Annotated in this window: 12 protein-coding genes and 1 pseudogene; 8 read left to right on the top strand and 5 right to left on the bottom strand. The window is 66.3% G+C overall.

Going from position 1 to position 16,656, the window contains the following annotated elements:
* Window positions 1-62 precede the first annotated feature (62 nt).
* The 5 genes from RKE25_RS15155 to uvrA form a co-directional block, all read right to left on the bottom strand.
* Entirely contained in the window at window positions 63-818 is a 756-nt protein-coding gene (locus RKE25_RS15155; RefSeq protein WP_311838930.1) for an enoyl-CoA hydratase/isomerase family protein, read from the bottom strand.
* Window positions 819-892: 74 nt separating this feature from the next.
* On the bottom strand, window positions 893-2,356 hold the full coding sequence (locus RKE25_RS15150) for a DUF4139 domain-containing protein (protein WP_311838929.1): 1,464 nt from the start codon (window positions 2,354-2,356) through the stop codon (window positions 893-895).
* 124 nt (window positions 2,357-2,480) lie between these two features.
* Window positions 2,481-3,494, bottom strand: coding sequence for an asparaginase (locus RKE25_RS15145; RefSeq protein WP_311838928.1), 1,014 nt, complete (start codon window positions 3,492-3,494; stop codon window positions 2,481-2,483).
* Window positions 3,495-3,607: 113 nt separating this feature from the next.
* Window positions 3,608-4,093, bottom strand: coding sequence for a thioesterase family protein (locus RKE25_RS15140; protein ID WP_311838927.1), 486 nt, complete (start codon window positions 4,091-4,093; stop codon window positions 3,608-3,610).
* A complete protein-coding gene (uvrA, locus tag RKE25_RS15135; RefSeq protein WP_311838926.1) occupies window positions 4,090-6,978 on the bottom strand; it encodes an excinuclease ABC subunit UvrA in 2,889 nt (962 codons plus the stop codon). Before uvrA ends, RKE25_RS15140 begins: the two co-directional genes overlap by 4 nt.
* A gap of 195 nt (window positions 6,979-7,173) precedes the next feature.
* Here uvrA and RKE25_RS15130 point away from each other — a divergent pair, with 195 nt between their 5' ends.
* From RKE25_RS15130 to RKE25_RS15095, 8 genes and pseudogenes are all read left to right on the top strand, one after another.
* Window positions 7,174-7,935, top strand: coding sequence for a DUF2059 domain-containing protein (locus RKE25_RS15130; protein ID WP_311838925.1), 762 nt, complete (start codon window positions 7,174-7,176; stop codon window positions 7,933-7,935).
* A 250-nt stretch (window positions 7,936-8,185) separates the two neighbouring features.
* A complete protein-coding gene (locus tag RKE25_RS15125) occupies window positions 8,186-8,716 on the top strand; it encodes a hypothetical protein (RefSeq protein WP_311838924.1) in 531 nt (176 codons plus the stop codon).
* A 117-nt stretch (window positions 8,717-8,833) separates the two neighbouring features.
* Entirely contained in the window at window positions 8,834-9,148 is a 315-nt protein-coding gene (rplU, locus tag RKE25_RS15120; protein WP_311838923.1) for a 50S ribosomal protein L21, read from the top strand.
* Between the two features lie 25 nt (window positions 9,149-9,173).
* Window positions 9,174-9,431 (top strand): 50S ribosomal protein L27, encoded by a 258-nt coding sequence (rpmA, locus tag RKE25_RS15115; protein WP_311838922.1) that lies wholly within the window; start codon window positions 9,174-9,176, stop codon window positions 9,429-9,431.
* 161 nt (window positions 9,432-9,592) lie between these two features.
* Window positions 9,593-10,672, top strand: a complete 1,080-nt coding sequence (gene cgtA / locus RKE25_RS15110) for an Obg family GTPase CgtA (RefSeq protein WP_311838921.1) — start codon at window positions 9,593-9,595, stop codon at window positions 10,670-10,672.
* A gap of 46 nt (window positions 10,673-10,718) precedes the next feature.
* Window positions 10,719-12,188, top strand: coding sequence for a DUF3375 domain-containing protein (locus tag RKE25_RS15105; protein ID WP_311838920.1), 1,470 nt, complete (start codon window positions 10,719-10,721; stop codon window positions 12,186-12,188).
* Window positions 12,175-12,846 carry a DUF4194 domain-containing protein gene (locus tag RKE25_RS15100; protein WP_311838919.1) on the top strand — a complete coding sequence of 224 codons (672 nt, stop codon included), beginning with the start codon at window positions 12,175-12,177 and terminating at the stop codon, window positions 12,844-12,846. The genes RKE25_RS15105 and RKE25_RS15100 overlap by 14 nt, the downstream gene beginning before the upstream one ends.
* A pseudogene (locus tag RKE25_RS15095) lies at window positions 12,836-16,459 on the top strand (SbcC/MukB-like Walker B domain-containing protein); the annotation flags it as partial. The gene RKE25_RS15100 and the pseudogene RKE25_RS15095, both read left to right, overlap by 11 nt.
* Window positions 16,460-16,656: the final 197 nt, after the last annotated feature.

The following is a 16,656-nucleotide window of genomic DNA, read 5'->3' as shown; positions in this document are numbered from 1 at the left end:
GCGCGTCGATATGAGCAACCGCGGGAGCGTCGCTTCGTTCCGTGCAGCGTGGCTTGCCGCGGTTATGGCTTCTTCTTCAAGCGCGCCACCAACTGCTGCAGCACGGCCTGGGTTTCGGCGCTGAAGAAGGCGTCGACGAAGCTGTCGATCGGCAGCGCGTCCGGATCCTTCCAGACCTCGGTGAGATCGGCACGAGCCAGCCGGCGCGTGGCCAGCATCGCCTCGGACGGCAAAGCCAGGAGCTCGTTGAGCCAGTGCAGGGCGCGCGTGGTCACCTGGTCCACACCCGTCAGTTCGTCCACGAAGCCGTAAGCCAGCGCCTGCTGCGCCTCGATCATCGCACCGGCCACCAGCAGCCGTTCGGCCCGGTAGGGGCCGACCACGCGGCGCAGGGCAAGCTGGATGCAATCGGGCACGATCAACCCGACCTGCACCTCGTTCAGGCCGATGCGGAACGGGCCCTCGGCCATCACCCGGTAGTCGCAGAACAGCGAGAGCACGGCGCCGCCGGCTGGGGCATGGCCGGTGATGGCCGCCACCACCGGCACGGGCGACATGGCGATGGCGGAGCAGGTGGCGAAGAACGAACGCCAGAAGGCACGCACGCCGGCACGGTCCTGGCCGAGCAGGGCGGGAACGTCCACGCCCGCGGAGAACATGCCGGATGCGCCGGACAGGACGATGCCCCGCGCGCCGCCATCGATCGCGCCGGCCATGCCGTCCTGGATCGCCTGCAGCAGCTCGAGATTCAGGGCATTGACCGGCGGGCGCGCGAGATTGATCTCCGCGATCGCGTCGTGCTGGACGATAGTGAGCATGGCTGCGCCCCTGGCGATGAAGTGAGGCCCGCGAGCGTAGCAAACTCGCGGGCACTGCCGGCGTACGTTCGCGCTTATTGCGGCTGGTCGGTTTCGGCCCAGCGATAGCGTACGGCGTAGTCGAGCGTCGCCTTGCCGCCGGCCGGCACCTCCACGCGGAACTCCAGCAGGTCCGGCTTCTGTTCCGACGGCTTCTGGCTGGACGAGGTCAGCGTCCACTCCCGCCAGCGGCTGGGATGTTCGCGGACGGTGACCGTGCGTGCCGTGTCGCTCGCATTGGTCAGCGTGATGCGGAAGGCTTCGTCCATCGAGCGGGCGGTCGTGTCCACCTTGAATTCGGTGCGCTCGCGCTCGGCCCGCAGGTCGAAGGCGTTACCCAGGGTGATGGTGGCATCGGTGCCCTTGGGCGTGTCCTCGATCCGCCCTTCGCCGATGAATTGCGGCGTGCCGTTGCGGTCGGCGGTCATCACGCGCAGGTTGCCCGCCGGCAGGCTGTCGAATGCGCGCAGCTTGAGCGTGCTGGTGACGGTATTGCCGCCTCCCGTATTGAAGTCGCGGTTGGTCATCGGCTGCGGCGGCGTCCAGCGGCCGCCGGTTTCGTACAGCAAGGTGCGTTCGCAGTCGAGCTGGCGCGTCGCGTAAAGCGGCACTTGGCTGACGCTGCCGTCGGGCAGGCTGACCGCGCCGGGCAGGGTGTAGGTGCGGTAATCGGCTACGGAGCCCTGTTGGGGCATGTCCGCGGCCTGGGCCTTGCCGCGATAGGCCATGGCCATCGGCGCCGAGGCCGGCATGGGGCCGGGTGTGCGTGTGATCTGCGGCTCGCCGGCGATCAGGGTCAGCTGGATGTCGTTCCAGTCGCGCCCGCTGCGGTTGGCGATGCTCGCGCGCGATTCGAAACGCAGCTTGCAACCGCCACCCGGCAACAACGTGCCGATGTATGCCGCGCGCCAGCCCAGGCCGGCGGTGGGGTAGCTCAGCGTCGCCTTGGCGTTGCCAGCGCGGGCGGCATCGATGCGCAGCTCCAGGCTGGAACCGGTATTGAACTGGCCCTGGGCGCGCACGGCGGCATATTCGCGGATCAGGCTAGTGCGGCCGCTGGCATCGCTCACCAGCAGGCCGTTGCCGGCGCGCAGCAAGGTGCCGCTGGCCAGCGGCTGCCCGTTGTCGCCCAGCACTTCGACAGGCTGGCCGACCAGGCTGCCGAGCGCGGCATCGCGGCCCTGCGCCAGCCGCAGTCGCTGCGACAGCACCTTCGCGGCGTCTCCCTCGACGTCGAGCGACAGCGCTTCCGTGTCGAGGAAGGCGGGCAGGCCGCCCAGGCTGATGTCCTGCACACCCTGTTTCAGGTCCAGGCGGCGAGGTTCCCGCGCCATGGCGTAGCCGCTGTCTACGGTGCCGCCATCGCCGCCTGTGAACAGCGACGCATCGTCGCTGCGATAGAGCGTCAGTTCGGTACGGTCGGACGGTGCGGCGGCCGCGCCGCCGGCAAAGGTCGCGGCGCAGGCGACGGCGAGGGTGGTGAAGGGGAACTTGCTCACGGGCGAACTCCTTTCGTTGGGCGCCGCCGATCTTACGCGCCGCGCATGAAGGTGCGGCATCCGGCATCGCGGCCGGCCTAACCCCTCGTCGCGTCTTGTGCGTTCCAGCCCGCGTCCGCCGGGTTCAGTGCGTGGCGAAGTATTCGCGCAGCATCGTGACGTCGCTCGTCAAGGTGAGCCCTAGTGCGAGCAGGATGCGCGCTTTCTGCGGGCTGAAATCCTCGCCGGCGATAAAGCCTCCCTCGCGCAGATAGCGTCGCTGCGCCACCCTGCCCAGCGGCGAGCGGGTGCATTGCACGACGGCGATGCCGCACGCGATGGCCGCCTCCAGCGCCTTCTTCTCCGCGCCGGTGACGAGGCCGGGTGCGAGGCCGGCGGATACGATGCCCTGCGCGCCCTTCGCCAGCACGGCCTCGATGACGGTGGCGTCCGCGCCGACATAGGAGTAGGCAATGTCGACGCGCGGCGGTTGCGCATCGTCCGGCAGGCGGGCGAACGCCGCATCGGGCGCATGGCGCCCTTCGGCCCGACGGCGGTAGCGGATGAGGTCGGGATCGACCGTGCCGAGCACGCCGTTGTCCATCGAGCGGAACGTATCCAGCCGCACGGTGGAAACCTTGATGACGTCGCGCGCCGCATGGATGCCATCGTTGAAGACCACCAGCACGCCCCGACCGCGGGACGAGGCATCGCCCGCCACACGGATGGCGCCGAGCAGGTTGGACGGCGCGTCCGAGCCGACTGCGCTGAGGGGGCGCTGCGAGCCGGTCAGTACGACGGTCTGCGGGATATCCAGCGTGAGGTGGAGAAAGAACGCCGTCTCTTCCAGGGTGGCGGTGCCGTGCAGGATCACGAAGCCCGCCAGATCGGGGTGCTCGCGCGACAGGCGGCGCAGCGTGCCGCGCAGCTCGAACCAGTCGGTCATGGTGAGGTTGTTGCTGCCCACCGACCGGAAAGGTACCGGTATCAGCGCTGCGACGGCGGCGGTCTCCGAGACCCGTTCGAGGATCTGCGCCGCGTCGAGCTTGGTGCCGTGTTCCGGATAGTCCATCAAGTCCGTGCTGGAGGTGCCCAGCGAGGCGATGGTGCCGCCGCAGCCGATGACGGCGACGCGAGGAAGGGCGGTGGGCTTGGACATACCGATGAATCCTGCGCAGATCGGAAGGTGTCGAACGTCAGCTGGCCGCGCGGCCGGTCGAGGACCTCATCCGGACGCAGGCCGGATGAGGTTTCCAGCGGCAATGCTGCCGGTCAATCCGGCATGGCCGCGTCGCGGATCGCCTGGGGCAGCGGTACCGGCTTGCCGGTGTGCGGATTCATCCAGACCATCACGACGTGGCCGTCGCTGTATAGCTTCTCCGGCTGCTCGGCGTCCACGATGCGATGGCCGATGGTCATCGAACTGTTGCCCAGGCGCAGGCAGAACAGCTCGACGTGCAACTGCGCAGGCCACTCGATGGGGAAGCGGTAGTTGATTTCGCTCGCCGCCAGCACCGGCATCGACTCCTCGTCGAACCACGGTCCGGGCACGTGCTTCAGCCACTGCAGGCGTGCCTCTTCCAGGTAAGTGAGGTAGTTGGAATTATTGACGTGGTTGAACGCATCCAGATCGCGCCAGCGCACGCCGATCGACGCCGTGAACAGCGGGCCTGCGGGGAGTGCGGGCGCCTCGGGCGCCGGCTCGGCGGTCTTGCGGCGCCGGGCCGGCGCGGGAGTGTCGGTGGTGCTGGAACTCATGCGGTCTTTTTCCGGGCGGCCTTCTCGCGGCCGTTGTTCTTCTGCGTCTTCACGGGCGTCATGCCGAGGTGCGGCGCAAGGAAACGGCCAGTGTGCGATTCGGGTGTCTCGGCCACGGTCTCCGGCGTGCCGGCCACCAGGATGCGGCCCCCGCCGGCGCCACCTTCGGGGCCGAGGTCGACGATCCAGTCGGCCGTCTTGATCACGTCGAGGTTGTGTTCGATGACGACCACCGTGTTGCCCTGGTCGACCAGCTGGTGCAACACATCCAGCAGCTGCTCGATGTCGTGGAAGTGCAGGCCGGTGGTCGGCTCGTCGAGGATGTACAACGTGCGCCCGGTGTCGCGCTTGGACAGTTCCTTGGACAGCTTCACGCGCTGCGCCTCGCCACCGGACAGGGTGGTCGCGCTCTGGCCGAGCTTGATGTAATCCAGGCCGACCGCACGCAGTGTGTCGAGCTTGCGTGCGATGGTCGGCACGTTCTCGAACAGTTTCAGCGCATCCTCCACCGTCATGTCGAGCACGTCGGCGATGGTGTGGCCTTTGTAGGTGATTTCCAGCGTCTCGCGGTTGTAGCGCTTGCCGTGGCAGACGTCGCAGGGCACGTACACGTCAGGCAGGAAGTGCATCTCCACCTTGATCATGCCGTCGCCTTCGCAGGCCTCGCAACGGCCGCCGCGCACGTTGAAGCTGAAGCGGCCGGCGGTGTAGCCGCGCGAGCGCGCTTCCGGCACCTGCGCGAACAGCTCACGCAACGGCGTGAACAGCCCGGTATAGGTAGCCGGATTCGAACGCGGCGTGCGGCCGATCGGCGACTGGTCGATGTCCACCACCTTGTCGAACAGCTCAAGGCCTTCGACCGCCTTGTAAGGCGCCGGCTGCTCGCTGGCGCCGTTGAGTTCGGCGGCGGCGATGCGGAACAGCGTGTCGTTGATCAGCGTGGACTTGCCCGACCCGGAGACGCCGGTGACGCAGGTGAACAGTCCGGCGGGAATCGCCAGGTCCACGTTCTTGAGGTTATTGCCGCCGGCGCCGCGCAGATGCAGCCAGGATTCCTTGTCCTGCTGCTCGCGACGCTCCTTGGGCACCTCGATGGCACGTGTGCCGGAGAGGTACTGGCCGGTGAGCGAGCGCTTGGAGGAGAGGATGTCCTTGAGCGCACCCTGCGCCACCACTTCGCCGCCGTGCACGCCGGCACCGGGGCCGATGTCCAGGACGTGATCGGCCAGGCGGATGGCGTCCTCGTCGTGCTCCACCACGATGACCGTGTTGCCCAGGTCGCGCAGGCGGGTGAGGGTGCCGAGCAGGCGTTCGTTGTCGCGCTGATGCAGGCCGATCGACGGCTCGTCCAGCACGTACATCACGCCCACCAGGCCGGCGCCGATCTGCGAGGCGAGGCGGATGCGCTGCGCTTCGCCGCCGGAGAGCGAGTCCGCCTGGCGATCGAGCGTGAGGTAATTCAGGCCTACATCGTTGAGGAAGCTCAGGCGTTCGCGGATTTCCTTGACGATCTTCACCGCGATCTCGCCGCGCCAACCGGTAAGGGTGAGCGTGTCGAAGAAGCCGAGCGCATCGTCGATCGAGCGCGACGTGAGCGACGGCAGCGCATGGTCGGCGACGAACACGTTGCGCGCCGAGCGGTTCAGGCGCTGGCCGTGGCATTCGGGGCAGGGCTGGTCGGCGATGTACTTGGCCAGTTCCTCGCGCACCGCGGGAGACTCGGTTTCCTTATAGCGGCGCTCCAGGTTCGGCAGGATGCCTTCGAAGGCATGTTCGCGCGTGACTTTGCCGCCGCGTTCCGTGAGATAGCGGAACTGGATCTTTTCGTTGCCGCTGCCGTACAGGATCGCCTTCTGCACCGACGCCGGCAGCTTCTGCCAAGGCGCGTCGACGTCGAAACCGTAGTGATTGGCCAGCGAGATGATCAGCTGGAAATAGTGCGCGTTGCGGCGATCCCAGCCGCGCACCGCGCCGCCGGACAGCGGCAGTTCCGGATGGCCCACCACGCGCGCGGCGTCGAACACCTGGGTCACGCCCAGGCCGTCGCAGGTCGGGCAGGCGCCGACCGGCGAGTTGAAGGAGAACAGGCGCGGCTCGAGTTCCGGCAGCGAGTAATCGCATACGGGGCAGGAGTAGCGCGACGAAAGCAGCTGCTCGGGCGCTTTCGCATCGTCCATGTCGGCCAGGATCGCGAGTCCGTCGCCAAGGCGCAGGGCGGTTTCGAAGGACTCGGCCAGGCGCTGCTTGATGTCGTCGCGCGGACGGAAGCGGTCGATCACCACCTCGATGGTGTGCTTCTGGCGCAAGGTCAGCGGCGGCACGGCGTCGAGTTCGTAGACGGTGCCGTCCACGCGGGCGCGCACGAAACCCTGCGCGCGCAGCTGCTCGAACACCTGCACGTGTTCGCCCTTGCGCTCGCGGATCACCGGCGCCAGCAGCATGAAGCGCTTTTCGGGGTCCAGCGCGAGGGTGGCGTCCACCATCTGGCTCACCGTCTGGGCTTCCAGCGGGATGCCGTGGTCCGGGCAGCGCGGCGTGCCGACGCGCGCGTAGAGCAGGCGCAGGTAGTCGTACACCTCGGTGATGGTGCCCACCGTGGAGCGGGGGTTGTGCGAGGTGGACTTCTGCTCGATCGAAATGGCCGGAGAAAGGCCTTCGATATGGTCGACGTCCGGCTTCTCCATCATCGAGAGGAACTGCCGGGCGTAGGCCGAGAGGGATTCCACGTAGCGGCGCTGGCCTTCCGCATAGATGGTGTCGAAGGCCAGCGAGGATTTGCCCGATCCCGACAAGCCCGTGATCACGATCAGCTTGTCGCGGGGCAGATCCAGGTCGATGTTCTTGAGGTTGTGCGTGCGCGCGCCGCGGATGCGGATGGTGTCCATGAACGCCGGAGAGAGGTAATGGGAAGGGGAAAAAACTACACTATACCAAACTAACCAGGTCAGTTATTGCCCCTGGTTTCATCCGGGTCGTGCCGTGCGGAGAACCAGGAAAATGGGGCTCCATCAAAGTGTTAACAAGTGGCTTGGCTTAATAAGCGTTTTGGCCGCAAGGCCGACACAGCGAGACCAGGACACATGCGCAAGTGGAAAGAATGGGGGCTCTCCCTGGCGCTGGCAGCATCGATGGGCACGGCCTCGGCCGCGACCCAGCCCAGCGAGGAGCAGGTGCGCCAGCTGATGGAGGTGGTGGGGGTGGGCAAGATGCTCAGCCAGATGAACAACCAGGCAGTGACCGTGATGCAGCAGTCCCTGCCGTGCATTCCCTCCGCCTACTGGCAGGGTTACATGGATGCCAACGGCACCCAGCAGTTCATCGGGCGTCTGGTGCCGATCTACCAGCGCCATTTCACCGCCGATGAGATCGAGGGGATGCTGAAGTTCTATCGCTCCCCGCTCGGCCAGAAGGTGATCACGGAGATGCCGACCACCATGGGCGAGGCCAACCAGGCCGGCCTGCAGTGGAGCAAGGAGCGCAGCGACCAGATGATCGCCGACCTCAAACAGAAGGGCAGCCTGGACGCCAACGGGCGGTGCCCGGCGGCCCACGCGGCGGCGTCCGGACCGGTCGCCACGGGTGCCGCTGCGAGCATGGCAGCCGCAGGGGAAGCCGACGACGAAGACGGCACGGCCCAGGACGAGGCGCCCGCAAAGCCTGTGGCCAAGAAGGCGGCGACCACGGGCAAGACCAAGGCCGCACCCAAGAAGACCGCGACCAAGGCCAAGGCGAAGGCTCCGGCCAAGAAAGCGCCGGCGAAGACCCCGGCCAAGCAGGACGGCCAGGCCAAGACGCCCGCTAAGCCTGCGGGCAGCGATGCCAAGACGACATCCGGCCAATAAGCCTCTCATCACTGCCCGCCGAGAGCGAAAAACGTGCCTCGGCGGGCAAGCGCCGGATCGTAAGGCCTCCGCGTGCCGTCCATCCGAACGCTTTCTCAACCTCGTTCAGCTTTCGAAAGACCTTGCTGAATGAGCGGCGACCGTGAGCGTCTTTTCGCCGTTTCCGCCCAGGAGAAGCCGCGTTTCCGCGTCCTAAGCTGAGGCCGCAACAGTTTGCGGTTTAACCGCCGGAAGCGAAGGAGACGGGGGCATGAGCGGATGCTGGAAATGGGCTGGCCTGGTGCTGGTGGCGTTGGTGGGGCTTACGGGGTGCCAGCGAACGGTCAGTGTGCTCTACAGAACCGAACCAGGCGGGGCCACGATTGAGTCGGAAAGCGGTTATATCGGACGTGGCCTCGGAGAGCGCCGTTATGCCATCTCGAAAGCGGCCTGGAGAAGCGGGCAGCGCTGTGTGTCTACAGAAACCGTAACGGCCCGCTGGATTAGCGGCGCCCGGATGCAGCAGTCCGAGAACATCTGTCTGCCCGACGATCAGGGCACGATCCTGCCCTACACGGTCATCCGGGTTTTGCATCGTCCGGATGGGGCTCCTGACCTGACCCTGGATCTCGACTATGCGAGCGAGGTGGCTAAACAGGAGGTCGCCAAGCAGCAGGCCGCCGCTCAGGAGGCGGCTGCGAGAGCGGAGGAGGCTAATGCGGAGGCCCGTTGGGAGCGCGCCCATGCTCGTCGCTTGAGGGCCGAGGCTGAGCTGGAGCGGGTCAGGCGGGACGACGACTAATTGACGGGCCTCTTATCGGCCTGTCTATCGGATTGATCCTTGGGATTTTTTTGGTTATGATCGCCGGCTCGCGCAAGCGAGAACACCCAAGAGAATAACGACAGAAGGGATATTCCCATGAGTTATGCAGTCATCAAGACCGGCGGCAAGCAGTACCGCGTCCAGCAGGGCGACGTCCTGCGCGTGGAGCTGCTGAACGCCGAAGAAGGCGCCAGCGTGAAGTTCGACCAGGTGCTGCTGGTCGGTTCGGGCGAGACCATCACCGTCGGCGCGCCGACCGTGACCGGCGCCACCGTCACCGCCACTGTGCGCAAGCACGGCCGCGCCGACAAGGTCCGCATCATCAAGTTCCGCCGCCGCAAGCACCACAAGAAGCAGCAGGGACATCGTCAGCACTTCACCGAAGTCGAGATCACGGGCATCAACGCCTGATCCGCCAATTCTGGAGTAATCAGTCATGGCACATAAAAAAGGCGTAGGTTCGTCCCGCAACGGTCGCGACTCCAACCCGAAGTACCTCGGCGTGAAGGTGTACGGCGGCCAGGCCATCGAGGCCGGCAACATCATCGTGCGTCAGCGTGGCACCAAGTTTCATGCCGGCACCGGCGTGGGCCTGGGCCGTGACCACACTCTGTTCGCGCTGGTCGACGGCACCGTCGAGTTCAAGACCCGTGGCGTGAACAACCGCAAGTACGTGAGCGTCGTCCAGGGCTGAGCCCGGGCCGTATCGCTGCAAGGGCCCCGCTTCGGCGGGGCTTTTGTTTTTTGAAGATGGGGAAAGGGGCGCCGGGGCGGCAAAAGCCCTTTCCGGGTTCCCGATATGATGCGAGCGGCATCCGTTCCCTGTTCCCATTTCCCGTTTCTGGTTCTTTACCTATGAAATTTGTCGACGAAGCCATCATCAAGGTCCAGGCCGGTGACGGCGGCAACGGATGCATCAGCTTCCGTCGCGAAAAATTCATTCCCTTCGGCGGTCCGGACGGCGGCGACGGCGGTCACGGCGGTTCCGTGTGGCTGGTGGCCGACGAGGGCCTCAATACGCTGGTCGACTTCCGCCACCAGCGCGCGTTCAAGGCGCAGCGCGGCCAGAACGGCATGGGCAGCGACATGTACGGCAAGGGCGGCGAGGACACGATCATCCGCGTGCCCGTCGGCACGGTGGTGACCAACGTCGATACCGACGAGGCCATCGGCGACCTCACCGCGCATGGCCAGCGCCTGCTGGTGGCGCAGGGCGGCAAGGGCGGCCTGGGCAACATCCATTTCAAGAGTTCGGTGAACCGCGCGCCGCGTAAGTCCACGCCCGGCACCCCGGGCGAAGTGCGCGAACTGAAGCTGGAACTGAAGCTGCTGGCCGACGTGGGTCTGTTGGGCTTTCCGAACGCGGGCAAGTCCACCTTCATCCGCGCCGTCTCCGCCGCCACGCCGCGCGTGGCCGACTACCCGTTCACCACGCTGCATCCGAACCTCGGCGTGGTCAGCCTGGGGCCGGACCAGAGCTTCGTGATCGCCGATATTCCCGGCCTGATCGAGGGCGCCGCGGAAGGTGCCGGCCTGGGCGTCCAGTTTCTGCGCCACGTGTCGCGCACGCGCCTGCTGCTGCATCTGGTGGACGTCGCGCCGATCGACGGTTCCGACGTGGTCGAGCAGGTTCACGCCATCGAGCATGAGCTGGAGAAGTTCGACCCGGAGCTGCTGCAGCGTCCGCGCTGGCTGGTATTGAACAAGGCGGACGTGCTGCCGGAGGACGAGCGCCAGGCCGTGGCCGAGGACATCGTCAAGCGCCTGGGCTGGACCCAACCGTGGTTCATGGTGTCGGCGATCGCGCGCGACAACACGATGACAGTGTGTCAGCAGATTCAGCGCTTCTTCGAGGCGCAGCGCGAGGCGCGCGAAGGGCGCACGGATATGTTGCCCGGCGACGTCCGTCTGCGCGGGGAAGCGTCGCACGATTGACCGCGCTTCCTGACGTTTTCCGCGCCGTACGGAGCGACATCTACGCATGAAGCTGCATGCCCGCATCGCCGGCTACCGCCGGTTGCGCGAACAGGCTCTATGGCGGCTGCTGGCCGCCGACCACGCCCCGGAACTGATCGGCCTGCTGCAGACGTTGTTGCAGGAGGGCGAGCGCCGATTGCCGGCATCGGCGCTGCACGAGCGCCTCCAGCAGCAGCTGGAGGCCATCAAGGCCTCCGAGCTGCCCACCGAATTGCCGCGCACCGCGCAAGCCTACGTGGCCTATTGGTTGGCGCAGGGTTATCTCGAGCGGCGATTGCCGGACGGTGCGAGCGAAGAGGAATACGAGCTCTCCGCGCAGGCCGCTCAGGCCGTGCGCTTCATCGCCGGCTTGCATGCTCCGCGCCATGCCGCTACTGAAAGCCGCCTGTCGCTGGTGATCCAGCAGCTCGTGCAACTCGCCGAGCAGACCGAGAGCGATCCCGCGGCGCGCCTGGAGACGCTCTACGCCGAGCGTGCTCGCCTGGATGCGGAAATCGAACGTGTGAAGAGCGGCAAGGTCGAGGTCTTGGGCGGCCAGCGCGCGCTCGAGCGCACGCGTGAAGTCATCCAGCTCGCCGACGATCTGGCCGAAGATTTCCGCCGCGTGCGCGAGGACTTCGAGCAGCTCAATCGCGAGTTCCGCGAGCGCATCATCGACGATGAAGGCCAGCGCGGCGATCTGCTCGATCGCTTGTTCGAAGGCGTGGACGTCATCGCCGGCAGCGAGGCAGGGCGCAGTTTCAGTGCGTTCTGGGCCTTGCTCAATAACGTAGAGCAGAGCGCGCAGTTGGATGCAGCCATGGAAACCGTGCTTTCGCGCGGTTTCGCGCGCCGCTTGCAGCGGGAGGAGCGGCAGCTGCTGCGCGGATTCACCCGCGTGATGCTGGAGCGCGGCAGCCACGTGCATGACGTCATGCAGCATTTCGCACGCAGCCTGCGCGGTTTCGTGCAAAGCCGCGGCTATTTGGAGCAGCGTCGGTTGAACCAGCTGCTCAAGCAGGCGCAGTCGGAGGCGCTGCAATTGCGCGATGACGTCGGCGCGCATCGCCGCGTCCCGGTCGAATTGCCGCTGACTGGTGCGCGCCTGCGTTCGCTGTCGCAATGGCGGCTGCACGATCCGCGGCACGCGCGGGTCGACGGCCGCATCGACCTATCCGGCGGCGCGGCGATTTCACTGGATAGCGTCAGCGCGCTGGTGGCTCAGTCGGAGATCAATTTCCGCGGCCTGCGGCGCAATCTTTATGAGTTGCTGGATGTGCAGGAGCAGCTGTCCATCAGCCAAGTGCTCGCCGCTCGTCCGGCCGAACAGGGCCTGGGCAGCATCATCGGTTACCTGTCGCTGGCGACGCGTCATGGCGTCGTCGCGGAAGGCGAGTTGGAAGAAGTGGCCTGGAAGGGCGGTGACGGTCGGTGGCGCCATGCGCGCGTGCCGCTGGTATGGTTTCTGAAAGAGAAGCGCCATGAATTTGCTTGAGGAAGAAGCGATCGCGACATCGCCTGAGCCGGTATCCCAGGCAGGCGCGCTGTTCGCCGGCGACACGGGGGTGCTGCCGCTCGATGTGCGCCGCTTGCTGTGTCAGCTGCTGGCCGGGCCCTGCGTGGATGCCGCGCGCCATGCCGTGTTGTGGCCGGTATTGCTTCGTTACGAGGCAACGCTGCGTTCGCAGCTTTGCGAGCTGTTCCTGGAGCTGGTCGTCGATCGCGAAGCCGGCGTCGCGTTCGCGCGCCAGGCGGACACGGGCGAGCTCGATACGCCGGTGCTGCTCCGGTCGCTGCCGCTCACTTTCATCGACACCGTCCTGCTGCTGCATCTGCGTCAGCAGTTGCTGGAGGGCGAGGCGCAGGGCCGCCGCGCGGTGGTGGAGGAGGGCATGCTGGTGGATGCCTTGTCCGTTTACGAAAAGCACTTCTCCACCGACCGCGCCGGCTTTGCCAAGCGGGTCGCCGCGGCGATCGGCAAGATGAGGGAAAGCCACGTGCTGGAACGCCTGCGCGGCAGCGAAGAGCGCTACGAGGTCTCTCCCACGCTGAAGCTGTTGTTCTCCGCCGAGGACGTGCAGGCGCTTACGCAGGTCTACCGGGAGCTGCGGGGCGCTACGTTGGTGATCGGGGAGGGCACGGATGAGCAGTAAGGAGAAGGCGCCGCGAAAGAGTGCCAAGAAGGGCAGGGGCGACACAAAGTCGGCCTCGGCGGGACTTTCTAAGGCCGCTGCGTCCAAACCGGGCGAATCCAAGGAAACCGTCACGAAGGTGAAGTCGCCGGGCCGGTCGAAGAAGAGCGACGTAGTGGCCTCTCCCAAGCTTCCGGCGGATCCGGCCGCTCACCGCAGGGAAGTATCGTCGGTAGTCGAGGCGGCCGCACCGCTTCCCGTCGCCAAGACGCCGAAGACGAAGCCTGCGCATACGGTCGCACCCTCGCTGTTCCTGTCCGACCTGCCCGATCCTCGCGACGAGCAGTTCCGCATGCGCCGCTTGCAGGTCTTCAACTGGGGAACCTTCAGCGGCCTGGTGGACATTCCGATCGCCGAAAAGGGCTTTCTCTTCGTGGGCCGCTCCGGTTCAGGCAAGTCGACCCTGCTCGATGCGATGTCCGCGTTGCTGGTGCCGCCGAGTCTGGTGGACTTCAACGCAGCGGCCCGCGAGGCGGACCGCAGCGGCCGCGATCGCAATCTCGCTTCTTACGTACGTGGTGCCTGGGCGGACCAGCACGACAGCGATTCCGGTGAAATCGCTACTCAGTATCTGCGCAAGGGCACTACCTGGTCCGCGCTGGCCTTGGAATACCGCAATGCGCTGGGCGCGACGGTCTCGCTGATCCGCCTGTTCTGGATCGCCGGCAACGGCTCGTCCGCCGCCGACGTGCGCAAGCACTACATGGTTGCGGAGCGCCCTTTCGACCTCGCCAGGGATCTGGATGGATTCGATCTCGATCTCCGCCGTCTCAAGGCCAAGCTTGGCGAGGAAGTGCATCACTTCGACGCCTTCGCTGGTTACTCGGAACGATTCCGGCGGCTGCTGGGCATCCAGAGTGACATCGCACTGAAGCTGCTGCACAAGACGCAATCGGCGAAGAACCTTGGGGACCTGAACCATTTTCTGCGCGGCTTCATGCTGGAGGAGCCGGAAACCTTTGCCGCTGCGGATCGCCTGGTCGCCGACTTCGGGGAACTGGACGCGGCGCACAAGGCGGTGGTCATCGCGCGAGAACAGGTGCAGACACTCACGCCGGCGCGCCTGGGTCATGACGAACTGCAGGTCCTGCGGCGCGAGACCAATGCGCTGCGCGAGCAGCAGCAAGGCATCGACCTGTTCCGCGAGCAGCGTCGCCTGGTTCTGCTGGACGACCGGCAGGCCGAACTGGAGGTGCAAGCACAGGCGCTGGAGGGCGAGCTGATCCAGCGCAAGCAGTTGCTGGAGAATCACGATCAGAAGCTGGCCGACATGGAGCGGCAGCGTCGTGAGCAGGGCGGCGACGTGGTCGATCAGCTGGAGCGCGAGCGTGAGCAGGTGGCGCGCGAACGCGACGAGCGCCTGCGCCGCCGCAACAAGCTGGAAGCAGCCTGCCGCGAGCTGGGTTGGACTCTGCCAGCTACCGCACGAGCCTTCGCCGAACTGGCGGGGCAGGCTCGCGAGCTGATCACCGGTGCGCGCGGCCAGGCCGGCGCGCTTGAAGAGCAGATGGATGCGCTCAGGCGCGATAGCAGCCAGGCGGCGCAACGGTTCGCGATGGTTCGCGCTGAAATCGACGCGCTCAGGAAACACCCTTCCAACATTCCAGCGCCTGTACAGGCCATGCGTGCCCGCCTTTGCCAGGAGCTCGGCTGGTCGGAGAACGCAGTGCCGTTCGTGGGCGAGCTGCTGCAGGTGAAGGACGAATTCGTGGCCTGGCGTGGCGCGATCGAGCGTGTCCTGCATGGCTTTGCGCTTTCCCTGCTGGTGGATGAGCACCAGTACGCGCAGGTGGCCGCCTGGGTGAACAAGATCCACCTGGGCGGCAAGCTGGTGTACTACCGCGTCGGGCACGTGGAGGCCTTCGGTCAGCGCCGGCCGGATGCTCGTTCGCTGGTACATCGCCTGGAGGTGCGGGATCACGTCCATCGAGCTTGGTTGCAGGCTGAACTCGCGCGTCGTTTCGATTACACCTGTGTGGACAATGCCGCTGCACTGAAGCAGGCCGATCGCGCGATCACGCGCGAAGGTCAGGTCAAGCACCCGGGGGACCGCTACGAGAAGGACGATCGCCGCGCGGCGGATGACCGGCGGCACTGGGTGCTGGGTTTCGACAATCGCGACAAATTGGCGTTGTTCGAAAAGGAAGGTGTCGAGCTCGCTCAGTCGCTGGCCCAAGCCAACGACGCGCTTGCGCAACTGAAGGCGCGCCGCGAGCGTGAAGGCGACCTGCGGGTGGCCGCCGCGGCGCTGGCCGGCATGGAATGGGAGGAGATTGACGTCGCGCCCCGGCTGCAGCGGCTGGCCGACATCGAAGCGCAGTTGCGTCAGTTGCGCGAAGGCGACGCCGGCATGGACGCGCTGACGGAACGGCTGGACGCCGAGCGTTCGCTGCGGCAACGAGCTGCCAAGGCCTGCGAGGAGACCGCCGCGGAGCGGATTGCGGTGGAGCGGGAGCGACGCAGCGTGGACGCACAAAGAGACGCCTGCGCAGCCCGCGCCGGCATGGCGTCGCTGACTCCCGTGCAGGTCGAGGGTCTGGGGGCACGGCTGCCGGCGCAGCCGGCGCTGTCGCTGGAGAACATCGACCATCAGTTCCGCGCGCTGGAACGTTCGCTGCATGACGTACTCGAGGAACAGGCCGAGCGCGATTACCGCCTGGTGCAGGCGATCGAGGAATGTTTCCGGGCCTTCTGTCGCCGTTGGCCGCAGGACAGCGCCGACTTCACCCCGCAGCTGGACTCTGCCGAGGGTTTCCTGGCCCGGCTGCGACGCCTGGAGCTGGACGGCCTGCCCAAGCACGAGGCCCGCTTCTTCGAGCTGTTGCAGAGCCAGAGCAAGCAAGACCTGCTGGTGTTGCAGAAGCACATGTCAGAGGCGCGCCGATCGATCGGCCAGCGCATGGAAGAGGTGAACGAAAGTCTGGAGCGAGTGCCTTTCAATCGCGGCACCTTGCTGCAGATCGAGGTCAGCGACCGCGGTCTGCAGGAAGTGCGCGACTTCCAGGCTCAGCTGCGCGACGTGCTCATGCAGCACCAGACGGACGACCGCGAGCGCGCGGAAGCCCAGTTCGCCGTGCTTCGGCAACTGGTGGAGCGGCTGGGTGCCCAGGATCCGGAACACCGCCGGTGGCGCGAGCAAGTGCTGGACGTGCGCCTGCACGTAGAGTTCATCGGCGTGGAAGTGGAGGCGGATACACGGCGGCAGGTCGAGGTATACCGCAGCGGCGCCGGCAAGTCGGGCGGGCAGCGACAGAAACTGGCTACTACTTGCCTGGCCGCGGCGCTGCGTTACCAGCTCGGCGGCGATGATGGCCATCTGCCGCGCTATGCGCCGGTGGTGCTGGACGAGGCGTTCGACAAGGCCGATAACGAGTTCACCGCGCTGGCCATGAACATCTTCGAGAACTTCGGTTTCCAGATGGTGGTGGCGACGCCGCTGAAATCGGTGATGACGCTGGAACCGTTCATCGGCGGCGCGTGCTTCGTCGACATCAACGGGCGCCACGATTCGGCCGTACTGCTGATCGAATACGACGCGGACGAGCGGCGGCTGGCATTGCCGGAACGGGCGCGCGAAGCGGTGGCCTAGTGGACGTAGACGATGACGCGACCGTCATTCCGGCGCAGGTAGGGGGCGACGACGAGACGCCGCACGGGCAGAGAGCCGAAGGGTGGTCTTTCGGTTTTCCCGTAATCCAGAAACGACGCCTCTTGGTTCAGTGCTGACGGGAATGTGGGTACGAGCCGGGAGGCTGGCGCCAATGGCCAGCG

Source organism: Dyella sp. BiH032, assembly GCF_031954525.1.
In the GTDB taxonomy this organism is placed as follows: Bacteria; Pseudomonadota; Gammaproteobacteria; order Xanthomonadales; family Rhodanobacteraceae; genus Dyella_D.
Note: the sequence above shows the minus strand (reverse complement) of the source record. Positions and strands in the feature narration are given on the sequence as shown.

Bases quoted from the DNA above. Each gene is read 5' to 3' on its own strand.
- RKE25_RS15155 (WP_311838930.1), bottom strand. From the start codon at position 818: ATGCTCACTATCGTCCAGCACGACGCGATCGCGGAGATCAATCTCGCG.
- RKE25_RS15145 (WP_311838928.1), bottom strand. From the start codon at position 3,494: ATGTCCAAGCCCACCGCCCTTCCTCGCGTCGCCGTCATCGGCTGCGGC.
- RKE25_RS15140 (WP_311838927.1), bottom strand. From the start codon at position 4,093: ATGAGTTCCAGCACCACCGACACTCCCGCGCCGGCCCGGCGCCGCAAG.
- uvrA (WP_311838926.1), bottom strand. From the start codon at position 6,978: ATGGACACCATCCGCATCCGCGGCGCGCGCACGCACAACCTCAAGAAC.
- RKE25_RS15130 (WP_311838925.1), top strand. From the start codon at position 7,174: ATGCGCAAGTGGAAAGAATGGGGGCTCTCCCTGGCGCTGGCAGCATCG.
- RKE25_RS15125 (WP_311838924.1), top strand. From the start codon at position 8,186: ATGAGCGGATGCTGGAAATGGGCTGGCCTGGTGCTGGTGGCGTTGGTG.
- rplU (WP_311838923.1), top strand. From the start codon at position 8,834: ATGAGTTATGCAGTCATCAAGACCGGCGGCAAGCAGTACCGCGTCCAG.
- rpmA (WP_311838922.1), top strand. From the start codon at position 9,174: ATGGCACATAAAAAAGGCGTAGGTTCGTCCCGCAACGGTCGCGACTCC.
- cgtA (WP_311838921.1), top strand. From the start codon at position 9,593: ATGAAATTTGTCGACGAAGCCATCATCAAGGTCCAGGCCGGTGACGGC.
- RKE25_RS15105 (WP_311838920.1), top strand. From the start codon at position 10,719: ATGAAGCTGCATGCCCGCATCGCCGGCTACCGCCGGTTGCGCGAACAG.
- RKE25_RS15100 (WP_311838919.1), top strand. From the start codon at position 12,175: ATGAATTTGCTTGAGGAAGAAGCGATCGCGACATCGCCTGAGCCGGTA.